20 protein-coding genes are annotated in these 22,929 nt (G+C 63.0%); 12 read left to right on the top strand and 8 right to left on the bottom strand.

Going from position 1 to position 22,929, the window contains the following annotated elements:
- Positions 1–15 precede the first annotated feature (15 nt).
- The 3 genes from deoA to AC0Z42_RS11995 are packed head-to-tail and all read left to right on the top strand — an operon-like array spanning position 16 to position 2,980.
- Positions 16–1,338: a thymidine phosphorylase gene (deoA, locus tag AC0Z42_RS12005; RefSeq protein WP_485468445.1), complete on the top strand. Its 1,323-nt coding sequence runs from the start codon at positions 16–18 to the stop codon at positions 1,336–1,338.
- Positions 1,319–1,762: a cytidine deaminase gene (locus AC0Z42_RS12000; protein WP_485468471.1), complete on the top strand. Its 444-nt coding sequence runs from the start codon at positions 1,319–1,321 to the stop codon at positions 1,760–1,762. Before deoA ends, AC0Z42_RS12000 begins: the two co-directional genes overlap by 20 nt.
- A gap of 6 nt (positions 1,763–1,768) precedes the next feature.
- Positions 1,769–2,980 carry a nucleoside deaminase gene (locus AC0Z42_RS11995; protein WP_485468444.1) on the top strand — a complete coding sequence of 404 codons (1,212 nt, stop codon included), beginning with the start codon at positions 1,769–1,771 and terminating at the stop codon, positions 2,978–2,980.
- Here the strand turns inward: AC0Z42_RS11995 and AC0Z42_RS11990 are convergent.
- From AC0Z42_RS11990 to AC0Z42_RS11975, 4 genes are all read right to left on the bottom strand, one after another.
- Positions 2,977–4,137 carry a dipeptidase gene (locus AC0Z42_RS11990; RefSeq protein ID WP_485468443.1) on the bottom strand — a complete coding sequence of 387 codons (1,161 nt, stop codon included), beginning with the start codon at positions 4,135–4,137 and terminating at the stop codon, positions 2,977–2,979. The genes AC0Z42_RS11995 and AC0Z42_RS11990 overlap by 4 nt on opposite strands.
- Before the next feature lie 11 nt (positions 4,138–4,148).
- Positions 4,149–4,571, bottom strand: coding sequence for a VOC family protein (locus tag AC0Z42_RS11985; RefSeq protein ID WP_485468442.1), 423 nt, complete (start codon positions 4,569–4,571; stop codon positions 4,149–4,151).
- Positions 4,572–4,698: 127 nt separating this feature from the next.
- Positions 4,699–4,965, bottom strand: a complete 267-nt coding sequence (locus tag AC0Z42_RS11980) for a hypothetical protein (RefSeq protein WP_485468441.1) — start codon at positions 4,963–4,965, stop codon at positions 4,699–4,701.
- Between the two features lie 147 nt (positions 4,966–5,112).
- Positions 5,113–5,610 carry a hypothetical protein gene (locus tag AC0Z42_RS11975; RefSeq protein WP_308922922.1) on the bottom strand — a complete coding sequence of 166 codons (498 nt, stop codon included), beginning with the start codon at positions 5,608–5,610 and terminating at the stop codon, positions 5,113–5,115.
- A gap of 227 nt (positions 5,611–5,837) precedes the next feature.
- Here AC0Z42_RS11975 and AC0Z42_RS11970 point away from each other — a divergent pair, with 227 nt between their 5' ends.
- Positions 5,838–6,791, top strand: a complete 954-nt coding sequence (locus AC0Z42_RS11970; protein ID WP_485468440.1) for a choice-of-anchor A family protein — start codon at positions 5,838–5,840, stop codon at positions 6,789–6,791.
- Positions 6,792–6,821: 30 nt separating this feature from the next.
- Here AC0Z42_RS11970 and AC0Z42_RS11965 read toward each other — a convergent pair whose 3' ends face one another.
- Both AC0Z42_RS11965 and AC0Z42_RS11960 read right to left on the bottom strand, forming a co-directional pair.
- Positions 6,822–7,514, bottom strand: a complete 693-nt coding sequence (locus AC0Z42_RS11965) for a TetR family transcriptional regulator C-terminal domain-containing protein (protein WP_485468439.1) — start codon at positions 7,512–7,514, stop codon at positions 6,822–6,824.
- Between the two features lie 10 nt (positions 7,515–7,524).
- On the bottom strand, positions 7,525–8,994 hold the full coding sequence (locus AC0Z42_RS11960; RefSeq protein ID WP_485468438.1) for an aminotransferase-like domain-containing protein: 1,470 nt from the start codon (positions 8,992–8,994) through the stop codon (positions 7,525–7,527).
- Positions 8,995–9,199: 205 nt separating this feature from the next.
- On the opposite strand from AC0Z42_RS11960, the gene aptA reads away from it, so the two are divergent.
- The 8 genes from aptA (at position 9,200) to AC0Z42_RS11920 (ending at position 20,524) form a co-directional block, all read left to right on the top strand.
- The gene (gene aptA / locus AC0Z42_RS11955; protein WP_485468437.1) at positions 9,200–10,516 is read left to right on the top strand and encodes an omega-aminotransferase AptA; all 1,317 of its coding nucleotides are present in this window, start codon (positions 9,200–9,202) and stop codon (positions 10,514–10,516) included.
- A gap of 96 nt (positions 10,517–10,612) precedes the next feature.
- Positions 10,613–12,115, top strand: a complete 1,503-nt coding sequence (locus AC0Z42_RS11950) for a CoA-acylating methylmalonate-semialdehyde dehydrogenase (protein ID WP_485468436.1) — start codon at positions 10,613–10,615, stop codon at positions 12,113–12,115.
- A gap of 56 nt (positions 12,116–12,171) precedes the next feature.
- On the top strand, positions 12,172–13,539 hold the full coding sequence (locus AC0Z42_RS11945) for an NAD(P)-dependent oxidoreductase (protein ID WP_485468435.1): 1,368 nt from the start codon (positions 12,172–12,174) through the stop codon (positions 13,537–13,539).
- Positions 13,539–14,819, top strand: coding sequence for an NAD-dependent dihydropyrimidine dehydrogenase subunit PreA (gene preA, locus AC0Z42_RS11940; RefSeq protein WP_485468434.1), 1,281 nt, complete (start codon positions 13,539–13,541; stop codon positions 14,817–14,819). Before AC0Z42_RS11945 ends, preA begins: the two co-directional genes overlap by 1 nt.
- Positions 14,820–14,942: 123 nt before the next feature.
- Entirely contained in the window at positions 14,943–16,427 is a 1,485-nt protein-coding gene (locus AC0Z42_RS11935) for an NCS1 family nucleobase:cation symporter-1 (RefSeq protein WP_485468433.1), read from the top strand.
- 33 nt (positions 16,428–16,460) lie between these two features.
- Positions 16,461–17,852, top strand: coding sequence for a dihydropyrimidinase (gene hydA, locus AC0Z42_RS11930; protein ID WP_485468432.1), 1,392 nt, complete (start codon positions 16,461–16,463; stop codon positions 17,850–17,852).
- A gap of 14 nt (positions 17,853–17,866) precedes the next feature.
- The gene (locus tag AC0Z42_RS11925; protein WP_485468431.1) at positions 17,867–19,102 is read left to right on the top strand and encodes a Zn-dependent hydrolase; all 1,236 of its coding nucleotides are present in this window, start codon (positions 17,867–17,869) and stop codon (positions 19,100–19,102) included.
- A 24-nt stretch (positions 19,103–19,126) separates the two neighbouring features.
- Positions 19,127–20,524, top strand: coding sequence for a tetratricopeptide repeat protein (locus tag AC0Z42_RS11920; protein WP_485468430.1), 1,398 nt, complete (start codon positions 19,127–19,129; stop codon positions 20,522–20,524).
- Here the strand turns inward: AC0Z42_RS11920 and AC0Z42_RS11915 are convergent.
- Both AC0Z42_RS11915 and AC0Z42_RS11910 read right to left on the bottom strand, forming a co-directional pair.
- Entirely contained in the window at positions 20,502–21,089 is a 588-nt protein-coding gene (locus tag AC0Z42_RS11915) for a hypothetical protein (RefSeq protein WP_485468429.1), read from the bottom strand. The two genes, AC0Z42_RS11920 and AC0Z42_RS11915, sit on opposite strands and share 23 nt — an antisense overlap.
- Before the next feature lie 73 nt (positions 21,090–21,162).
- Positions 21,163–22,917, bottom strand: coding sequence for an allantoate amidohydrolase (locus AC0Z42_RS11910; RefSeq protein WP_485468428.1), 1,755 nt, complete (start codon positions 22,915–22,917; stop codon positions 21,163–21,165).
- Positions 22,918–22,929: the final 12 nt, after the last annotated feature.

The following is a 22,929-nucleotide window of genomic DNA, read 5'->3' as shown; positions in this document are numbered from 1 at the left end:
CAGATTGGAATTGCTATGTTCTTAACCCAGGAAATCATCCGCAAGAAGCGCGACAAGGGCGTGCTGAGTGCCGAGGAAATCGAGTTTTTCGTGCGCGGCATTACCGATGGCAGCGTCAGCGAAGGCCAGGTGGCCGCGCTGGGCATGGCGGTGTTTTTCAACGACATGAACATGGACGAGCGCGTGGCGTTCACCCTGGCCATGCGCGACTCGGGCCATGTGCTGGACTGGCGCTCGCTGAACCTGCCCGGTCCGGTGGTCGACAAGCATTCGACGGGCGGCGTGGGCGACGTGGTGTCGCTGTTGCTGGGGCCGATGATCGCCGCTTGCGGCGGCTATGTGCCGATGATCTCGGGCCGCGGCCTGGGGCATACCGGCGGCACGCTCGACAAGTTCGACGCCATTCCCGGCTACTGCACCGTGCCGGACAATGAATTGTTCCGCAAGGTGGTGCAGGACGTCGGCGTGGCCATTATCGGCCAGACGGCGCAGCTGGCGCCGGCCGACAAGCGTTTCTACAGCATCCGCGACGTCACCGCCACGGTGGAATCGGTGGCCATGATCACCGGCTCGATCCTGTCGAAAAAGCTGTCGGCAGGCCTCGATGCGCTGGTGATGGACGTGAAAGTTGGCACGGGCGCCTTTATGCCGACCTACGACAAATCGGTGGAACTGGCCGAGAGCATCGTTGCCGTCGGCAATGGCGCCGGCATGCAGACCTCGGCCATCTTGACCGACATGAACGAATCGCTGGCGCCGTACGCCGGCAATGCGCTGGAAGTGCGCGGCGCAATGGATTACCTGACGGGCCGTTCGCGCCCGGCGCGCCTGCATGAAGTGACGTTGGCGCTGTGCGCCGAAATGCTGGTGCTGGGCGGCCTGGCCGCCACCGAAGAAGAAGCGCGCGCCCAGCTTGAAGCGGTGCTTGCTTCAGGCGAGGCGGCCGAGCGCTTCTCGCGCATGGTGTCGGCACTGGGCGGCCCGGCGGATCTGGTCGAGAATCCGGACAAACACCTGGAGCGGGCGCCGTTCGTGGTGCCGGCGCCAGCGCTATCGGCAGGTTTTGCCAATGTGCGCGACTGCCGCAGCATCGGTCTTGCCGTGGTGTCTTTGGGCGGCGGCCGCCGCCGTCCGACCGATGCGATCGACTTTGCCGTCGGCCTGACGGAGCTCGTCGGGCTGGGCGAGCAGGTCGCCGCTGGCCAGCCGCTGGCGATGGTGCACGCGCGCACGGAAGCGGCGGCGCAGCAGGCCGTCAAAGAAATCCAGCAAGCGTATGAAATCAGCCCGGTCGCCTTGACGGCTAATCCGGTGATTTATCGTACCATTCGTCCGTAACAATCATAAGGAAACAATGAACAACGAAGAACTGATCGCCGAAGCGAACGCTGGCCGCGAACTGGCCTACGCGCCATACTCGCGTTTCAAGGTGGGCGCGGCGCTGCTGTGCAAGGATGGCCGCGTGTTTCGTGGCTGTAATGTGGAAAACGCCGCTTACGGCCTGTGCAATTGCGCCGAGCGTACGGCGTTTTTCAGCGCCATCGCGCATGGCTGCAAACCGGGCGACTTCGCCAGGCTGGCCGTCACCGGCGATACGGCGGAACCGATTTCGCCGTGCGGCGCCTGCCGCCAGGTAATCTTTGAAATGGGCGGCGCCGACCTGCCGGTGATACTGACCAACCTGAAAAACGATATCATGGAAGTGACGGCGGGCTGGCTGCTGCCGCATGGCTTCGGCAATTCCGACCTGGACATGAAATAAGCTCAGTTGAATAAAACCATCGATATCCAGGCCGCCGTGGCGATCGCCGCGGCCCAGGCCCTGGTGGCAAAGTCCCAGGGCACTTTCGGTGTCGGCGGCGTGCTGCTCGACGGCTTTGGCAATGTGCTGCAGTCGATGCACAACAATGTGGTGCGCGGCGGCCTGGTGCTGGACCCCACCGCGCATGGCGAACGCCAGCTGGTCGACTGGTATTTTTCGCAAGTGGCCGCAGGCGCCGCCTTGCCGCCGCCGCAGGAACTGACCCTTGTCACCTCGCTTGATCCCTGCTGCATGTGTACCGGCGCCATCCTGGCGGCCGGCTTCAATGTGGTGGTGGCGGCGTCCGATGGCAATGCGGGCATCAATTACGATGGCGCCGCCACCTTTACGGCCTTGCCGGCGCCACTGCGGGCGCAGGCCGGCAACAGCTTTTGCTATCCGGCCGTGCGCGGCGCCACGCCGTATGCGCGCGCCGCATCGGGCGCGCCACCGAAATCCTTTTTTATCGGCAAGAGCATCAACGAAGCCACGCAGGCGCTGTGCACACTGGTGTTCGAATCGATGGTCACGCAGGTGATGCAGCTACTGCATGCCGGTGAGGAGCACCCGGCCTGCGATCCGGCCACCTTGCCGGGCGACCATGCGGTGGTGCGCGCCTTGCGCCAGCGCTATCCCGATGCGTTGACATACCGCAGCGCGCCGCATGCGCCGGATGCCGGCCTGGCGCCGTTCCTGCTCGCCGCGATGGAACAGGATCGCCGTAATGGCGGCGCCGGGGAGGCGGCCGCCTTGCTCGATTCCTTCGGCAACTTGCTGCTGTGCCTGCCGGGCCAGCAGGCCCTGTCGCTCATCCGCACACCCTTCATGGAATGCACGCGCCAGTATGCGCAGCTGCGCCATGCATTGATGGTGGGAAAAGACAGCGCGCAGCAGGAAGACATCAAACGCTATCTGGGCCATCCCAAGCACGGCACTTTCGTGCTGTCCGGCGGGTTTGACGATAGCGCCGCCAGTTTCATGACCTTGGGCGCTTATGGCTCAACCATGGAAGGTGCACTGCCCGAGAACAATCCGGCGCAACTCCAGTATGTGCGGCCTGGCATGGCGGAAAGCGACTTGCTGGCGCTGTGCAAGGCGCTGCCGCCGCTGTACAGCAAGCTGATCCGAATCCAGCCGCGCCAGGTGGCGGACCAGGCCTTGATCGCGGCGCTCGCTTAAGCGTCGTCGTCGGGAAGATTTTTCAACAGGAAATCGCGCACGTTTTCACCGGCGATGCGGCGTATCTGCGCCGGCGACAGGCCCGCGTCCAGCAGCGCCTGCGTCAAGCGCGGCAAGCCGGCCGCATCGATGGCGGTGGTGACGGCGCCGTCGAAGTCCGAGCCGTAGGCCACATGTTCCACGCCCATCACCGACACCGCATGCTTGATGGCGCGCGCGATGGCTGTCACGTTCTTGCCGCAGACGGCGGTGTTCCAGAAGCCGATGCCCACCAGCCCGCCTTGCGCGGCGATGCGCTTCAATTGCGCGTCGCTGAGGTTGCGGCCGTTGGCGCAGGTGCCGCGCACGCCCGTGTGCGAGACCATCACGGGCCGTTTCGCCAACGTTAACACTTCATCGATGGTGGGGCCGGACGCATGCGCCAGGTCGACGATCATCTTGCGCTGCTCCATGGCGCGCAGCCAGTCGCGCCCCAAGGGGGTCAGGCCGCCCTTTTGCATGCCGTGTTGCGAGCCCGACAATTCGGTGTCGAAAAAATGCGTGGGCGCGGCCATGCGGTAGCCGGCGCGGTACAGTACATCGAGATTGTCGAGCTTGCCTTCCAGCGCATGCGCGCCTTCCAGGGTCAGCCAGCCGGCCATCAGGCGCGGCTCCTTGTCGCGCGCGGCGATAAAGTTGCGCAGCTGGGCGCTGCTGCCGATCACGCGCATGCTGCCCTGGCTGGCATCGGCCAGCTGGTGCAGCTCCTTGGCCTGGTACAGCGCGCGTGCCAGCAGGCTGTTCCAGGTGGCCGGCGGCAAGCCCTGCGCCATCACCAGCGCGGTGATATTGTCGCTGTCGCCGTCGTTGCGGTCGATATTCATCTTGCGCGGGGTTTTGGTCACTACCGAAAATGCCTGCAGCGCCACATTGCCTTGCGCCAGGCGCGGAAAGTCCACGTGGCCGCGTCCGCCCACCTGGTTCAGATCGCGCTGCCACAGCAGGCTGTCCGCGTGCAGGTCGGCGACCCACAGGCTGCGGTGCAGCGACTGGGCCTGCTTTGACGGCGCCGGCGAGCTGATCGGGTAGACCTGATTGATGTTCTTGTCGACCAGCGCGGGGGTGGCCAGGAAACCACCGGTCAGTATCAGGCCGGCGGCGGAAATGCTGATGATCATGGTTCTCCGTTTTACCATGGGTCGTATGTGCCCAGGCTCCAGACGTGGCCTTCGGGATCGCGGCAGGTAAAGCCGCGCCCGCCGTATTCTTCATCCTTGATGTCGAGCACGATCTCGGCGCCGGCTTCGACCGCGCGCCGGTAGACGCTGTCGGCGTCGTCGACCACCAGGTAGCAGCTTTGCGTATTGGCGCCGTCCAGTTCGCGCGGCTGGCGCATCAGCCGGCCGTATTCGCTGTCGGTGACGGAGCCGAGCATGATCATGCCGTTGCCGAAGCTGAGCTGGGCGTGGGCGATGCCGCCGTCGTTGTCCGGCACGACCAGCTGTTTTTCAAAGCCCAGCGCCTGGCACAGCCAGGCAATGGCGGCCGGCGCATCGTGGTAGCGCAGGCAGGCGATGGTGGTGGCCTTGGTGGCTTTTGCGGTGATACTCATGGGAACACTCCTGTAACGGGGATGGAGTAGCTTCGATCATGGATGGCGCGCGGCGTTCCATGCCGCGCGGTGCATGCCACTATAAGCCACCCTTGCCAGCCCGGCAAGAATGATTCCCTTGCCCTTTTTATTGGGGCGGTTGTTGCGCTGCGGCTTTTTTATTCCAGCCGAAGCTGTCGCTGTTGCTGGCCCATTTGACCAGCAGGAAGATCAGGAACAGGGTCAGCACCAGCGGCAGGATGGTGATGAACAGGGCCAGTCCGATGGCGCAGGCCAGCAGCATCGGCCAGGACATGGCGCCCAGCGCATCGATGCCCTGGCGCGCCAGGCCGCACAGGCCTTGCCAGAAACTGTCGAAGCTTGCATTGCCCGGTGCCGAATTGATGTCTTTCATGCCGTTCTCCTGTCGTTGTCGAGTGCCCGTGGCCATCTGATGGCCTGGCGATGACTGCACTATAGCGGGCAGCTTGTTGGCCAGCATCAAGACTGCGACGAATTGCAGAATCGCCGGCATGAACGACGGCATGACAGGATAAAACGCTTACTCGAAGACCTTCAGTTTCAGCTGGAAGCTCAGTGCGCCGTACAGGCGGTCCTTGTAGGACGGCACGATGGCGATATTCACGCCAACGCGCTGGTATTCATAGCTGACGGTGGGGATCAGGGCCGGGAACCAGCCGCCATCGCGCATCTTCGGATAGCCGTTGAAGCCGCCGATCACGGCGCCCACCCGCAGCGGGCCGACATGGAAGGGCTGGTAGTACACGCCGAGGTAGTTCGAATAGGCGCGGTCGCTATTGTAGAAGCGGCCGGCGGTGGCCGATGCCACGGTGGAAAAACGGTATTCGGCGCCCAGGCCCGGATTGCCATCGTTCAAATTCTTGTCGCGCTGGAAGTGGTACGAATAAAAACCCGCGTTGAGCCAGGTTTCGCTCAGGGGCTGGTTCTCGATCATGCCCACCGTTTGCGCCTGCGCCGCCGACGCCAGGGTGATGAGCGCCGCGCAGGCCGCCTGGCGCAGCAATGGTAACTGTTTCATGCCTGTCCTCTGTCAGTATTGAGCGCGCCATGCTATCACTGGAATATTGTTCCTTGGGAATTTCATTGAAGGCTTGCGCGGCCGGCCTGCTGCTGGCGGATGCTGACAAAGTTGCCCTCTGGAAAATATTTGTTGTTTATTTAGTACAACTAATCTATTTTTGAAACAAGTAAAAAGGCGTAGATATGATATCCTTGAGGTAAGTTAATGTTAATTTTGGAAATAAAATGAAAACCTTGTCGAAATTGCCAGCGCTGTTGATCCTGTCCACCGCCTTGGCCGCGGGTACCGCCCAGGCTGACGTGCTTGACCTGTCCGGCCTGGTCGGCAAGGCAAATCTTTATTCCCTCAGCAATATCTCGCTCGGCAACAACAGCGTCGCCGGCGGTATCGTTGCAAACGGTAATATTTCCGGCAGCTCGTACAATATCGGTACCGGCGCCTACGGCAATTATTCCGTTATCGCCAGCGGCAATTTCTCGTATTCCAATGGTCAGCTGGCTGGCGGCTATTACGCCAGCACGACCAATATCGCGGCCAACACCAACCTGTCCAATACGCCGGCCTCGGCGGCGCCATCGATGTCATTTGCCACTACCGCGAGCAACGTCAGCGCCACCTCGGGTGCCGTCGGCGCCCTGGCCGCGACCGGCAAGACCACGGCCAACCCGTGGTACACGCCGGAAGTGACTTTGTCGAGCGGCGCCGGTGGCGCCAAATCGGTGGAAGTGTTCAACATGAAGGCCAGCGATTTTGGCGCGATCACGAATCTCAAGTCCACGCTCGACAGCAGCGTCACCAAGACCGTGATCTTCAACCTGACCGGTAACGCCAACTGGAGCAACATGGGCATGAGTGCCTTGAATGGCTACAATGTGCTGTTCAACTTTGTCGATGCCACCAGCGTGAATTTCAGCAGCATCGACGTGCTGGGCAGCGTGCTGGCGCCCAATGCCGTGATCGGCGGCAGCAACGGCAATATCCTGGGCACCGTGGTGGCCGGCGACTGGAACGCCAGCCTGACCCTGGGCAACAGCAAGGCGTTTGCCGCCACCGACGTGACCGGCTTCGCGGCCGCCGTCTCGCCGGTACCGGAGCCAGGCACCTACGCCATGCTGCTGGCCGGCCTGGGCCTGGTCGGTTTCGCCGTGCGCCGCCGCAAGAACAAGGCCGCGGCGTAAGCCTGCGCCGCCTGTTTCACAAACCGCCTGTCACGGCGGTTTTTTTTGGTCTGGAGAAACGTGTCCAGGCACGGCCACGGCCGCCAGCACCATCCGTGTTATCAGCTGTTCGGCGTCGTCGAAGTCCTGGCGCAGCAGCTGCTTGCGCTCCAGCACCAGCGCCATCTGCGCCGAAAAATCGGCATATGACTGCGTCATGGCCCAGATGGCAAACATCAGGTGGGTGGCGTTGACGGGCGCGATCTTGCCGGCCTCTATCCATTGCTCGAACACGGCGATATCCTTGCGCAGCAGCGGCACCACTCGTTCGCGTATCTGCTCGCCGTACAGCGGCGCGCCATTGATCACTTCCAGGGCATACACGCGCGAGGCCCAGGGCTGTTCGCGTGAAAAGCGCAGCTTGGCGCTGATATACGCGCGCAGCACGTCGCGCGGTTCATCGTGCGGATCTGCCAGCAGATCCATGCGCGCCAGCCAGTCATCGAGCACGTCGTCGAGCACGCGCTGGTACAGCTGCTGCTTGGTCGGAAAATAATACATCAGGTTCTGCTTCGACAAGCCGGCCCGTTCGGCGATGGCCGCGATCGACGCGCCTTCGTAGCCGCTTTCGGCAAACACGCGCACGGCTTGCTGCAAAATGTCGCTTTCCAGGCGGTCGCGGTTCTGCAGGCGCCGTCCGCTGGCGCTTTTCAGCTGCGGGGCAGGGGATTTGTCGCTGGCCATGGTGGTGCCTTTAGCGTGGGCGTATCGATTGCAGGAATGCCTGCAGCACGGGCGTATCGGTATAGGCGACGTTGAAGCGGAACCACACGGTTTCGGGCGCGCGCAGCATGAAAAATTCATTTGGCGACAGCAAGATGCCGGCCTTCAGGGCCAGGTCGGCCACCAGCTTGCCGTTCCATTGCGGCGTTTGAATGTCGGGCCAGCCGGCGCTGACGAACATGCCGCCGCGCGGACGCGCCACGGGCGCCATGCCGGCCTGCGCCAGGCAGTCGATGCTGCGCTCGCGCCCCGCGGCCAGCTGCGCCACCAGGCGCTCGATCATGCGCTTGTAGGGCCGCGCCGAGACCGCGTGCAGCACGGCGCGCTCGTTGATTTCCGAGGTCGTCAGGCCGGCCAGCATTTTCACGCGCACCAGTTCGGCGACCAGCGAGGGCGAGGCGCAGATCGAGCCCACGCGCAGCACCGGCGACAGCGTCTTGGAAAAGCTGCCGACGCGGATCACGCGCCGCAAGCCGTCCATCGCCGCCAGCGACGCTTCGCCGCGCGCGGCCAGCTCGCGGTAGATATCGTCTTCCACCAGCCAGAAATCGAACTGCTCGGCCAGCGCCAGCAAGCGGTGCGCCTGCGCCTGGCTGAGCGAAGTGCCGAGCGGATTTTGCAGCACCGTGTTGACGAACATGATCTTCGGCTGGCTGCGCGCCGCCTCCAGCGCCAGCGCATCGAGATCGAGCCCCGCTTCGCCGCGCGCAATGCCGACCGGGATGCAGCCGTGGTGGCGTATCAGCGACTGCAGATTGCTGTAGCCGGGGTCTTCCACCAGCACCGTGTCGCCGGGCTTGGTCAGGCTGCGCAGGATCAAATCAAAGCCGTGGGTGGCGCCGTGCGTCAGCAGTATCTGGTCCGGCTCGACCTGGAACAGTTCGTCGGACAGGGTAGAAGCCAGGTGCTGGCGCAGCGAGGGAAAACCGAGCGGGTGGCCATAGCCACGCAGCCGGCTGGCCGGAATGCGCATGGCCTGGCGCACGGCGTCGAGGATGGTTGCCTCGCCGTACATTTCCGGCGGCAGCCAGCCGGCGCCCACCGGCAGCGCCTCGGACACGCCCGAATACAGGTCGGGCGCGAGGGCGTCGATGGCGGCTGGGCTGGCGCTGGCGTGGGCGGCCGCCTGCGGCGACGTGGCCACGTCGTGGCGGGCGACAAAATAGCCGGAGCCGCGCCGCGACGACAGCAACCCCAGGTTGACCAGCCGGTCATACGATTCGACCACGGTAAAGGTCGAGACACCATTGCATTTGGCAAACTGGCGCACCGACGGCATGCGCGTGCCGATGCGCAGCGCGCGGCTGCCGACCATGACGCTGATGGCGATCACGATCTGCTCGACCAGGCCGCCTTTCTTGTGGCGGCCGATTTCCAGTACCGGCCAGCCGCTGCCGGCTTCTGGAGCTGTTTCCGGTGCCTGCTCCTCGTTGTGCTTCACGGTGGCTCCTTATGCTGCCTGCTGCCTGCACAAAACTGTAGTGGTTTTACGACCTGTACGGTTGGGGTTTTTTGCCGTTTGTGTATCTGTGCTTATCGGCGATGGCCTGCCTATTATTACATCAGCTTTTTGCCAACTGGTAAATTATTTTACGCACCGTCAAAAACAATGTTTGGCGGCATGTCAGCATTTCTGGGGGAACCATATGAACGAAACTAGGCCGGAATCGATGTCGGCATTCTGGATGCCGTTTACCAATAACCGCGACTTCAAGGCCAACCCGCGCCTGCTGGTGTCGGCCGAAGGCATGTACTACAAGGATGTCGACGGCAACCGCATTCTCGACGGCACGGCCGGCCTGTGGTGCGTGCCTTGCGGCCATGCGCAGCCGAAGATCGTCGGCGCCATCCGCGAGATGGTGGGCCAGCTCGACTTCGCGCCCACCTTCCAGATGGGCCATCCGGCCGCTTTTGAGCTGGCCGAAAAACTGATGGACTACACGGGCCATAAATTCGGCCATGTGTTCTATACCAACTCCGGTTCCGAAGCCGTCGACACGGCCCTGAAAATCGCGCTGGCCTACCACAAGGCGCGCGGCGAGGGCGGGCGCACGCGCCTGATCGGCCGCGAACGCGGCTATCACGGCGTGGGCTTTGGTGGCATTTCGGTCGGTGGCATCGCCGGCAACCGCAAGACCTTCGGCCCGATGCTGCCCGGCGTCGATCACTTGCCACACACGCATAACCTGGAAAAAAACGCCTACACCCAGGGCGAACCCGAATACGGCACCCACCTGGCCGATGAACTCGAACGCATCGTCGCCCTGCACGACGCCTCGACGATTGCCGCCGTCATCGTCGAACCGGTGGCCGGCTCCACCGGCGTGCTGATCCCGCCCAAGGGCTACCTGAAACGCCTGCGCGAGCTGTGCACCAAGCACGGCATCCTGCTGATTTTCGACGAAGTGATTACCGGCTTTGGCCGCATGACGACGCCGTTTGCTGCCGACTATTTCGAGGTCGAACCGGACCTGATGACGACCGCCAAGGGCCTGACCAACGGCATGGTGCCGATGGGCGCCGTATTCAGCAAAAAATACATTCACGACGCCTTCATGGACGCGCCGCCCGGCATCGAGCTGTTCCACGGCTACACCTATTCCGGCCACCCGCTGGCCTGCGCCGCCGCGCTGGCAACCTTGCAGGTGTTCGAGGAACAGGACATCCTGGGCCACGCTAAAGCGATGCAGGCTTACTGGCAGGATGCCGTCCATTCATTGAAAGGCCTGCCGCACGTGATCGACCTGCGCAGCATCGGCCTGATCGCCGGCATCGAACTGGAAGCCATCGCCGGCAAGCCCGGCACGCGGGCGTTTACCGCCTTCAAGCAGGCGTTTGCCGATGGCGTGCTGATACGCACCACCGGCGACATCATCGCCCTGTCGCCGCCGCTGGTGCTGGAGAAACAGCATATCGACGAACTGTTCGGCAAGCTGGCGACGGTGTTGAAAAACTTGGATTAAACCCTGACCCAAAGCAAAACCTGGGGTCGGACCCTCAGTGACTCGGCGTCCCCGTCCGACCCCGGCACTTGCTTTTGGGTTTAAAAAAGGAACATCATGAACGATCTCGATACGATTACCCACTTTATCAACGGCGCCAAAGTCGACACCACCAGCGGCCGCTACGGCGACGTCTACAACCCCGCCCTGGGCGAGCCTGTGGCGCGCGTGGCTCTGGGTACCGCAGAAGACGTCGACACGGCAGTGCAGGCCGCGGCCGCCGCCTTTCCTTCGTGGTCCGCCACGCCGCCTTTGAGCCGGGCGCGCGTGCTGTTTCGCTACCTGCAACTGTGCCAGCAGCACACCGATGAATTTGCAGCCATGCTCACGCGCGAACACGGCAAGACCTTTGCCGACGCCCAGGGGGAAGTCGCGCGCGGCATCGAGATGGTGGAGTTTGCCGTCGGCATACCGCAACTGCTGAAAGGCGAATTCACGGACCAGATTTCGCGCGGCATCGACGCCTGGTCGATGCGCCAGGCGCTCGGCGTGGTGGCCGGCATCACGCCGTTCAACTTCCCGGTGATGGTGCCGATGTGGATGTTTCCGGTGGCGATTGCCTGCGGCAATACCTTTGTGCTGAAACCGTCCGAGCGCGATCCGTCGGCGTCCTTGCTGCATGCAAAACTGCTGAAAGACGCGGGCCTGCCCGACGGCGTCTTCAATGTGGTGCAGGGCGATAAAGTCACGGTCGACGCCTTGTTGGACCACCCGGTGGTGCAGGCGATCAGCTTCGTGGGCTCGACTCCGATCGCCGAATATATCTATGCGCGCGGCAGCGCCAGCGGCAAGCGCGTGCAGGCTCTGGGCGGCGCGAAAAATCATATGGTTGTGATGCCCGACGCCGACATGGACATGACGGTCGACGCCCTGATCGGCGCGGCCTACGGCTCGGCCGGCGAGCGCTGCATGGCCATTTCGGTGGTGGTGGCGGTCGGCGACGCCGGCGACAAATTGGTCACTGCACTGGCAACGCGCACGGCCGCACTGAAAGTGCGCGACGGCATGGAGCATGGTGCGGAAATGGGGCCTGTAGTGTCTTCTGCCGCCAAGCAGCGCATCGAAAAACTGATAGGAGAAGGCGTGGAGCAGGGCGCCACACTGGTGGTCGATGGTCGTAACCATGTGGTGGCCGGGCGCGAAAACGGCTTCTTTGTCGGCGGTACCTTGTTCGACCATGTCACGCCCGACATGAGCATCTACAAGGAAGAAATTTTCGGCCCCGTGCTGTGCATGCTGCGCGCGCCCGACGTGGTACATGCGGTGGACCTGATCAACGCCAACGAGTATGGCAATGGCGTGGCGATCTACACGCGCGACGGCGGCGTGGCGCGCGAATTCGTGCGCCAGATCCAGGTCGGCATGGTGGGCGTCAACGTGCCGCTGCCGGTGCCGATGGCCTTCAACAGTTTCGGCGGCTGGAAGCGCAGCATGTTTGGCGACCACCATGCATATGGCCCCGAGGGGGTGCGCTTCTACACGCGCCACAAGGCCGTGATGCAGCGCTGGCCCAATACCGCCAGCGCTGGTGTGGAATTTGCTTTTCCACAGATGAAGTAATGGAGAAGTAAAGGCGTCAAAAAACCATTCACCGTAGCGAACAAGAGGAAAGCGTGATGATCGAATCCCTGAATTACTTGCCGCATGCGGCCCTGCCCAGTGCCGAGCTGGCGGGCCACTTTACCGACCTGGCGCCGCCGCTGACGGCACGCCAGGCCGCCATCGAAAGCGCGCGCTGCCTGTATTGCTACGATGCGCCCTGCAGCCGCATCTGCCCGTCCGAGATCGATGTGGCCAGCTTTATCCGCAATATCCACGACAAGAACATCAACGGCGCGGCAGCCGGCATTTTGAAAAGCAATATCCTCGGTGGCAGCTGCGCCCGCGTCTGCCCCACCGAGATCCTGTGCGAAGACGTCTGCGTGCGCAACCACGACGCCGAAGGCCAGCCCGTGAAAATCGGCCTGCTGCAGCGCTACGCGGTCGACCACATGCAGTTTGCCAGCCATCCGTTCAAACGCGCGGCTGCCACCGGCAAGACCATCGCCATCGTCGGCGCGGGGCCGGCCGGCCTGTCGTGCGCGCACCGCCTGGCGATGCTGGGCCATGACGTGGTGATCTTTGAAAAGGAAAGCAAGGCGGGCGGCCTGAATGAATACGGCATCGCCAAATACAAACTGACCGATAACTTCGCGCAGAAGGAAGTGGAATTTTTGCTCGGCATCGGCGGCATTACGATTCGATGTTGCCAGGTGCTGGGCGAGAACCTGCACTTGCGCGAGCTGCATGCGCAGTACGACGCCGTGTTCCTGGGCCTGGGCCTCGGTGCCAGCCGCAAGCTGGGGCTGACGGGCGAAGAGGCGCCGGGCCTCTTGGCTGCCGTCGACTATATCAGCGCGCTGCGCCAGGCCGACGACTTGGCCGCGCTGCCGGTGCCGAAACGCGCCATCGTGATTGGCGCCGGCAATACCGCCATCGACATGGCGGTGCAGATACAGCGCCTGGGTGCCGAGGAAGTCACCCTGGTGTACCGCCGTGGTTTCGACGCCATGACCGCCACCCACCACGAACAGGAGATCGCCAAGGCCAACCAGGTGCGCATGCTGACCTGGGCCCAGCCGCAGCAGGTACTGCTGGACGCAACGGGCAAAGTGGCCGGCATGCGCTTTGAAAAAACCCGCATGGAAGGCACGCGTTTGTTCGGCACCGGCGAAACGTTTGACGTGGCGGCCGACGCCATCTTCAAGGCCATCGGCCAGAGCCTGGACACCGGCGTATTGATTGATCCGATGGCGGCGCTGTTGCAGCGCGATGGCGACAAGATCTTTGTTGACGCCGGTTTTCGCACGGTGCTGCCAGGCATCTATGCGGGCGGCGATTGCGTGGCGCCGGGGCAGGACCTGACGGTGCAAGCCGTGCAGCATGGCAAGCTGGCCGCAATGGCCATCCATTCCGATATCTTGAACAAAGTGGAGGCTGCATAATGGCTGATCTCAGCATCGAATTTTGCGGCATCAAGGCGCCGAACCCTTTCTGGCTGGCCTCCGCGCCACCGACCGACAAGGCCTATAACGTGGTGCGCGCGTTTGAAGCGGGGTGGGGCGGCGTGGTATGGAAAACCCTCGGCGAGGACCCGGCCGCCGTCAATGTTTCGTCGCGCTATTCTGCCCTGTATGGCAAGAACCGGGAGGTGGTCGGCTTCAACAATATTGAACTGATTACCGACCGCTCGCTTGAAATCAATCTGCGCGAAATCACCCAGGTGAAAAAGGACTGGCCCGACCGCGCCATGATCGTTTCCCTGATGCTGCCGTGCGAAGAGCACTACTGGGCCGATATCCTGCCGAAAGTGGAAGCGACGGGCGCCGACGGCATCGAGCTCAATTTCGGCTGCCCGCACGGCATGCCGGAGCGTGGCATGGGCGCGGCTGTCGGTCAGGTGCCCGAGTACGTGCAGATGGTCACCGCCTGGTGCAAAAAACATTCACGTCTGCCGGTGATCGTCAAGCTGACTCCCAATATCACCGACGTGCGCATGCCGGCGCGCGCGGCCAAGGCCGGCGGCGCCGACGCGGTATCGCTGATCAACACCATCAACTCGATTACCTCGCTCGACCTGGACCGCATGGTGGCCTTGCCGATCGTCGGCGGCGCCAGCACCCACGGTGGTTACTGTGGTGCGGCCGTCAAGCCGATCGCGCTGAACATGGTGGCTGAAATCGCCCGCGATCCATTGACGCACGGTTTGCCGATTTCCGGCATCGGCGGCATCGGCAACTGGCGCGACGCGGCCGAATTCCTGGCGCTGGGCGCCGGCTGCGTACAAGTGTGCACGGCCGCCATGCTGCATGGTTTTCGCATCGTCGAAGAAATGAAGGACGGCCTGTCGCGCTGGATGGACGAAAAGGGTTATGAGCGCATCAGCGACTTTTCCGGCAAGGCCGTCGCCAACACCACCGACTGGAAATACCTGGACATGAACTACCATGTGATCGCGCAGATCAATCAGGACGACTGTATCAAATGCGGCAAGTGCTACGTGGCCTGCGAAGACACCTCGCACCAGTCGATCGCGCAGCTGATCGACGCCGCCGGCACGCGCACCTACGAGGTGATCAAGGAAGAATGCGTGGGTTGCAATCTGTGCGAAATCACCTGTCCGGTGCAGGGCTGCATCACGATGGTGCCGCAGACCACGGGCAAGCCGTACATGAACTGGACGCAGGACCCCAGGAATCCCAGAGCGGTGCTGGAAACGGTATAAACAGTAGGGCACGCTTTTTGCGTATGTTTATTTGATAAACATTCACTGGCAATTGCGGTAAGCTCGATTTTTACCGCAACTCCCTTTCCCTTTCCCGTATCCCGCTACCGATGGAGTCTACCTGTGAACCACGACTATTCAGGCAACACGCAGCTATGGAATGAAGACCTGGCGCCCACCACGGCGGCCCAGCGTACCTGGCGCTGGTATCACTTCGCCGCGCTGTGGGTCGGCATGGTGATGTGCATACCGGCCTACACCCTGTCGGCCAGCCTGATCGACAGTGGCATGTCCGGCTACCAGGCCGTGCTGACGGTGTTCCTGGCCAACGCCATCGTGCTGCTGCCGATGCTGCTGATCGGCCATGCCGGCACCAAGTATGGTATTCCGTACGCGGTGCTGGCGCGTTCCTCTTTCGGCACCACCGGCGCGCGCCTGCCGGCGCTGATGCGGGCGATCGTCGCCTGCGGCTGGTACGGCATCCAGACCTGGTTCGGCGGCCAGATGATCTACACCCTGATGGGCGTGTTGCTGGGCCATGAGCTGGGCGGCGAGAAGATCGCGGGCCTCGGCATCAATGGCAGCCAGCTGCTGTGCTTCCTGGCGTTCTGGGCGATCCAGTTCTATTACATTCTGCACGGCATGGAGGCGATCCGCAAACTGGAAACCTATACCGCGCCGTTGAAAATCCTGATCTGCTTCGTGCTGCTGTACTGGGTGCACGGCAAGGCCGGCGGCGTGGGCAGCCTGCTGGATCAACCGTCGCAATTCATCGAAGGCGGGAAGAAAGCCGGCCAGTTCTGGGTCGTGTTCTGGCCATCCTTGACCGCCATGGTCGGTTTCTGGGCCACCCTGGCGCTGAACATTCCCGACTTCACGCGCTTTGCCAAGACCCAGCGCGACCAGATTATCGGCCAGTCGGTAGGCCTGCCGGTGCCTATGGGTTTGCTGGCGATGCTGGCGGTGATCGTCACCGCAGGTTCGGTTGTCATGTACGGCAAGGCGATCTGGGACCCGGTCGACCTGGCCAGCCGCATGACGGGCGCCGCCGTGCTGATCGCGCTGATTATCCTCCTGATCGACACCGTCAGCGTCAACCTGGCGGCCAACCTGGTCGGCCCTGCGTATGACTTTTCCTCGCTGGCACCGAAGCAGGTGTCGTACAAGATGGGCGGCTATATCACGGCCTTCATCGCGATTGTCATGATGCCGTGGAAGGTGCTCGAATCGACCCAGGGCTATATCTTTACCTGGCTGATCGGCTACTCGGCGCTGCTGGGCCCCATCGCCGGCATCCTGATTGTCGACTATTATTTTGTGCGCAAGACCGAGCTCGATGTGAAGCAGCTGTACCGCGACGACGGCGTCTACTCATATGGCAATGGCTGGAACATGGCCGCGCTGGTCGCCTTCATTATCGCCGTGCTGCCGAATATCCCGGGCTTCCTGAACGCTGCGTTTCCTGCCGCTTTCCCTGGCGTGGGTGAAGCATTCAAGACGATTTACACCTACGCCTGGTTTGTCGGCGTGGCGATTGCCGCCGTGGTCTATGGCGTCATGATGAAGGGCAAGGCGCCGGCGCGGTTGCAGCAGGCGCCGCTGGCCTGATTTGCTTGTGTTTTACCAAACGAGGAGACAAGGATGACTACACTGATACGTGGCGGCACTGTCGTCAATGCCGACCGCGCCTTTCGCGCCGATGTGCTGATCGAAGGCGATCTGATCGCCGCCGTTGGCGACAATCTGACTGTCCCCGCCGGCGCCACCGTGATCGACGCGGCCGGCCTGTACGTGATGCCGGGCGGGATCGACACCCACACCCACATGAATTTGCCCTTCATGGGCACGGTGACGTCGGACGACTTTTTCACCGGCACGGCGGCCGGCCTGGCCGGTGGCACCACCACCATTATGGACTTCGTCATCCCCGCACCGAAGCAGTCGCTGATCGAGGCCTATCACCAGTGGCGCGACTGGTCGGCCAAGGCGGCCGGCGACTATACCTTCCACGTGGCGATTACCTGGTGGAGCGAGCAGGTGCATGAAGAGATGGGCACGCTGGTGCGCGAGCATGGCGTCAACAGCTTCAAGCATTTCATGGCATACAAGAACGCCATCATGGCCGACGACGAAACCCTGATCAAGAGCTTTACCCGATCGCTGGAGTTGGGCGCGCTGCCTACCGTGCATGCGGAAAACGGTGAACTGGTCTACCAGCTGCAGCAGGACCTGCTGAAAAAAGGCATCACCGGGCCGCAGGCGCACCCGCTGTCGCGCCCACCGGCGGTGGAAGCGGAAGCGGCCAACCGCGCCATCGCGATCGCCAATGTATTGAATACCCCCGTGTATATCGTGCACGTGTCCTGCGCCGAATCGCTCGACGCGATTACCCGCGCGCGCGCCAATGGCCAGCGCGTGTATGGCGAGGCGCTGGCTGGCCATCTGGTGATCGACGACAGCGTGTACCAGAGCGATGATTTCGACTACGTGGCCGGCCACGTCATGAGCCCGCCGTTTCGCGGCAAGCACCATCAGGCAGCGCTGTGGCACGGCCTGCAAAGCGGCAACCTGCACACCACCGCCACCGACCACTGCACCTTCTGTGCCGAGCAGAAAGCGGCCGGCAAGGACGACTTCACGCGCATCCCGAACGGCTGCGGCGGCGTCGAGGAACGCATGGCCGTGGTGTGGGATGCCGGCGTCAATTCCGGTACCTTGACGCCGTCCGAATTCGTCAAGGTGTCATCAACCAATGCGGCGCAGATCTTCAATATCTATCCGCGCAAGGGCGTGATCGCGGCCGGCAGCGACGCCGATATCGTGCTGTGGGACCCGCAGGCCTCGCGCACGATTTCCGCCGCCACCCAGTTTGCGAAAGGCGGCTTCAATGTCTTCGAAGGGCGCACCGTGCGCGGCATTCCCGTCACCACGATTGCCGCCGGCAAGGTGGTGTTCCACAAGGGTGAACTGATGGCGGTGGAAGGGGCGGGGCGCTATATCGAACGCCCGGCTTTTTCCGCCACCACCGTATAACAAAGGAGTTATTGATGACTGAACCACGTATCAACGGCGAACGCTTGTGGGACTCCCTGATGGAACTGGCGCAGATCGGGGCCACCGCCAAGGGCGGCGTCAAGCGCCTGGCGCTGACGGACCTGGATAAACAAGGGCGCGACCTGGTGGTGCGCTGGGGCCGCGAAGCGGGCATGAGCATTACCATCGACCAGATCGGCAATGTCTTCATGCGCCGCGATGGTGTCGACAACACCTTGCCGCCGGTGATGACGGGCAGCCATATCGACACCCAGCCCACCGGCGGCAAGTTCGACGGCAACTACGGCGTGCTGGCCGGCCTGGAAGTGGTGCGCACCCTGAACGACCTGAAGATCAGGACCCAGGCGCCGATCGAGGTCGCGTTCTGGACCAATGAGGAAGGCTCGCGCTTCGTGCCGGTGATGATGGGCTCGGGCGTGTTCTGCGGCGCGTTTTCACTGGAGACCGCGTATGCGGCGAAAGACACCGAAGGCAAGACGGTCGGCGAGGAACTCGAACGCATCGGCTACAAAGGCCCGCAGGTGCCGGGCGAGCATCCGATCGGCGCCTACTTTGAAACCCATATCGAGCAGGGCCCGGTGCTGGAAGACGCCGACATCGTCATCGGCGTGGTGCCGGCCGTGATGGGCCTGCGCTGGTACGACTGCACGGTGAACGGCATGGAGGCGCATGCGGGTCCCACGCCGATGGGTTTGCGCAAGGATGCGCTGCAGGTCGCCACCGGCATCATGCAGGAAGTCGTCGCGATTGCCCACCGCTATCCACCGTATGGACGTGGCACGGTCGGCATGGTGCAGGTGTTCCCGAACAGCCGCAACGTGATCCCCGGTGAAGTGAAATTCAGCATCGACCTGCGCAATGTGAACGACGAACTGCTCGATACCATGGATGCCGATATCCGCGCCTTTATCGATCGCACGCAGGCGGCGACCGGCCTCGGTATCACGCTCGAACAAGTGTCGTATTTTGCACCGACGCCGTTCCACCCCGACTGCGTAGGCGCCGTGCGCAACGCCACCGAAAAACTCGGCTACTCGGCAATGGACGTGGTCTCGGGCGCCGGCCATGACGCCATCTATGCGGCCCGCCTGGCGCCGGCCGGCATGATCTTCGTACCCTGCAAAGACGGCATCAGCCACAATGAAATCGAGGACGCCAAACCCGGCCACCTGGAAGCGGGCTGCAATGTGCTGCTGCTGGCGATGCTGGAGCGCGCCGTCGTCGTGTAGTGCTGGCGGTGCTATGCTGGCGCCATGATTTCCCCTGACGCCATCTCGCAATTCGCCGCCACGCATGCACAGCGTGGCGGCGAGCTGCTGTCTGCCGGCGATACGCCAGGGGCTGAGGCGGCCTTCCAGTTGGCCTTGCAGGCTGACCCTGATCAGGTGTTTGCGCTATCGAACCTGGCCTGGATGCGTGAGCAGCAAGGTTTGCTGGAAGACGCGGAAGGTTGCTACCTGCGCGCGCTCGCGCTCGTACCCGACGATATCCATCTGCTGCAAAACCTGGGGGCGCTATTGATGCGGCTGCGCCGTCCGGTGGAAGCCGAGCGCATCGACCGCCGCGTGCTGGCGCTGGCGCCGGAACTGCCTTCGGCCTGGTCCAACCTCGGTGCCCTGCTGGCCGCCGTGCACCGCGAAACCCAGGCCGAACGCTGCCACCGCCAGGCGATCGCACTCGATGGCAGCTATGCCAACGCGCGCTACAACCTGTCCTATCTGCTGCTGCGCCAGGGCCGTCTGGCGGAAGGCTGGCAGATGCTCGAAGCGCGTGCGCAGCCGACCGCCTTTGGCGACTATTTCCGTTTTCCCCGCTGGCATGGCGAGCTACTTTCCGGTAAATCCATCCTGATCTGTCCTGAAGCGGGCATGGGCGACATGCTGATGCTGTGCCGCTATGTGGCGGTGCTGCGTGAGCTTGGCGCGGCGCACGTCTCCATGTTGTGCCATGCGCCGCTCAAGGTGCTGTTGCAAACGCTCGATGGCCTCGACGAGGTAGTCGCCATCGGCGAAGCGATACCTGCCGGAGGCTGGGACTATTGGGCACCGGTGTTGAGCTTGCCCGGCCTGTGCGCGACCACGCTGGAAACGATCCCGTCTTTCCCGTTTTATTTGCGTGCGCAGCCGCAAGCGGTGCGGGACTGGGCCGCACGCCTGCCGCCAGCCAGGCTGCGCGTGGGGCTGGCCTGGAAAGGCAATGCGCAATTTGAAAACGACGATGCGCGTTCGCTGGCCTCGCTCGATGCGCTGGCGCCTTTGGGCGCGGTGGAGGGCGTGCAGTTTGTCAGCCTGCAGAAAGGCGCGGGCGAAGATGAAATATCGGACGCAATCACATTGGCCGCCGGCGGCGCGGCGCTGACCGATATGGCCGACACGGCCGCGCTGATCGCCAACCTCGACCTGGTGATCAGCGTCGACACGGCCGTGGCCCACCTGGCCGGCGCGCTGGGCAAGCCGTGCTGGCTGCTGCTGCCCGATTACCTGCCGGACTGGCGCTGGTTAAGTGGCCGTCTCGATAGCCCGTGGTACCCGGCCATGCGCCTGTTCCGTCAGCCGGCCATAGTCGGCTGGGAACCGCTGATCCGCCATGTCGCCGATGAACTGGCGCGGCAGGTGGCCGAAAAACCCGTCAGAACTGATAGGCCAGGTTGAGCGACAGCGCCGAGACGTCGGCGTCCTGCGCCACGCCTGCATGCTTCGGCTTGTATTTTTCGGAGCTCAGGCGCAGGGTGCTCCACAATCTTGGCGTTAACGCATAGCCGATCTCGAATGCGCTGCCGACGGCGTTTTTGTAGCGGATGCTCTGTTGATCGCCATCAAGGTCGGTCTTGACCTTCGGCGACACCACGTAACTGAGTCCCACGCCGAAGCGCACCGTTTCCAGGCCCGTGTAATACACCATGCCTTCCACCGGAATCCGCGAAAACTTCGCGCTGCCATTCGATCCGGCGCGTGGGTCGTAATGGTAGTTGACCAGCGCCGTGGCCTGCACCGGATACTGGCTGGACTGCCACGATACGCCGCCACCCACCTTGTAACGGCCACCGCCGTGAAACATGACCGGGCGCCCGGCTGGCGTAGTGGCAGCCTGCCACTCGTCGCCGCTATAACTGACGCCCGCGCTGACCACCGGGCTGAAACCATCTGCCGCGATGGCAGCGTCGCCGGCCAGCAAGCCGGCCAGCGCTACCAGATACTGCATAAAACATTTATTCAAGACAAACTCCATATCGGTTGATTGTCGCTCACGATAACTTAAAAATCCCCGTCATGCGTATTCCAGTCGTTAGCTAACCTTTGGCCTGGAAGCTGCGCAAAAAATGCAGCAGCGCCTGCGCCGCGATATCGGCGTCGTCGGCCGTCATGGTTTCCAGCGGATTGTGGCTGATGCCGCCGTTGCCGCAGCGCGTAAACAGCATGGCCACGTCGGTAATGGCAGCCATCGCCATGGCGTCGTGGCCGGCGCCGGATAGCAGGGTATAAGGCACGACATCCACGGCGCCCACTGCCAATTCCAGCTGCTCCATCAGCCATGGCGCGCACGGCGCCGCGCTGGCCGACAGCAGCAGTTCGAGTTCGACGTCGATCTGGCGCCGCGCGCAGATGGTGTTGATGCCGTCCAGGATGTCGGCGACGGCTGCCTGGCGCACGCTGTCGCTGGCGGCGCGGATATCGAGCGACAGCTGGCAAGCGCCGGCAATCACATTGACGGAACCGCTCGGCACGTTCAGCTGTCCTACTGTGCCGACCAATGCCTCGCCCTGGTTGCAGCGCTGCTCGACCAGTAAAATGATTTCGGCGGCGGCGCTGGCCGCGTCACGGCGCATGGTCATAGGCGTGGTGCCAGCATGGCTGGCCAGGCCGTTCAATTTGACCAGGTAGCGCGAACTGCCGGCAATCGCCGTCACCACGCCCAGTGGCAAGTCGCGTTCGAGCAGCACCGGTCCCTGCTCGATATGCACTTCCACATAGCCGAGCAAATCAGCGGGATCGCGCGCGATGGCGCCAATCGCGGTGGCGTCATGGCCGGCCGCCGTGAGCGCGTCGCGCATGCTGACGCCATCGGCGTCGACCTGTTCCAGCAAGGACAGGTCGAACTTGCCCGTCACGGCCGTGCTGCCCAGGAAGGTGCTCTTGAAGCGCACGCCTTCTTCTTCGGCAAAGCCGACAATCTCGAAATGGAACGGCAGCCGTTCGCCCCATTCATGCAGATGGCGCACCACCGCGATCGGCAGCACGATGCCGAGGCGGCCGTCGTATTTGCCGCCATTGCGCACGGTGTCGTAGTGCGAACCCGTCATCAGGGTTTTCGCGCCCGGCAGGTTCGATTCGTAACGGCCCACCACATTGCCGACCGCATCGATGGTGACCTGCATGCCGGCCTCCTGCATCCAGGCGGCCAGTTGCGCGGCAGTCTGCTGGTGTGCTGGCGTCATGTAGGCGCAGGTCAGGTTGTAGCTGCTGTCGCTGTGCACCGCCAGGGTTTCGCAATGGCACATGATGGCCGGGCCGAATGGCAGCCGCACGCCGAGCAGGTCGTTCAGGCGCAGCTCGGCGATGCGCTTGATCTGGCGCAGCGACTCCGTCAACTCGTCGGGCCTGCGGTTTTTCAGCCGCCTTGCGAAAGTGGCGATGATGTCCTGGCGCGTCAGGCCTTCGCCGGTCGGGCCTTTCACGGCCAGGATGAAGGGGAAACCGAATTTGGCGTTGTAGTCGGCGTTCAGCCGCTGCAAGGTGGAAAATTCTTCGGCGCTGCACAGGTGCAGGCCCGATTTTGCCTGCTCGCGCGTCGATTCGGCCGTCAGCTGGCCGGCAATCGCCGCCTTGCCGGCCAATTCCGGGTGGGCGCGTATCAGGCCCAGCTGTTCATCGGGAGAGGCCTGCCCCAGCACCCGCTGCAGTTCTCGCTTGAGGGCCGTCAGGCTGGCAAATGGCCGCGCGCCAGCTGCGCGCAAGGCGATCCATGGCGAGTGTTCGTAGATGCCATGCAGTTGTTCTACAAACTGCTCGGCGCTGCTGGCGTTCAGGTCGGAAAGGGAGGTCATGGTTATCCAATC

This window comes from Janthinobacterium sp. 1L-D-8-B-C4 (genome assembly GCF_057291295.1).
Note: the sequence above shows the minus strand (reverse complement) of the source record. Positions and strands in the feature narration are given on the sequence as shown.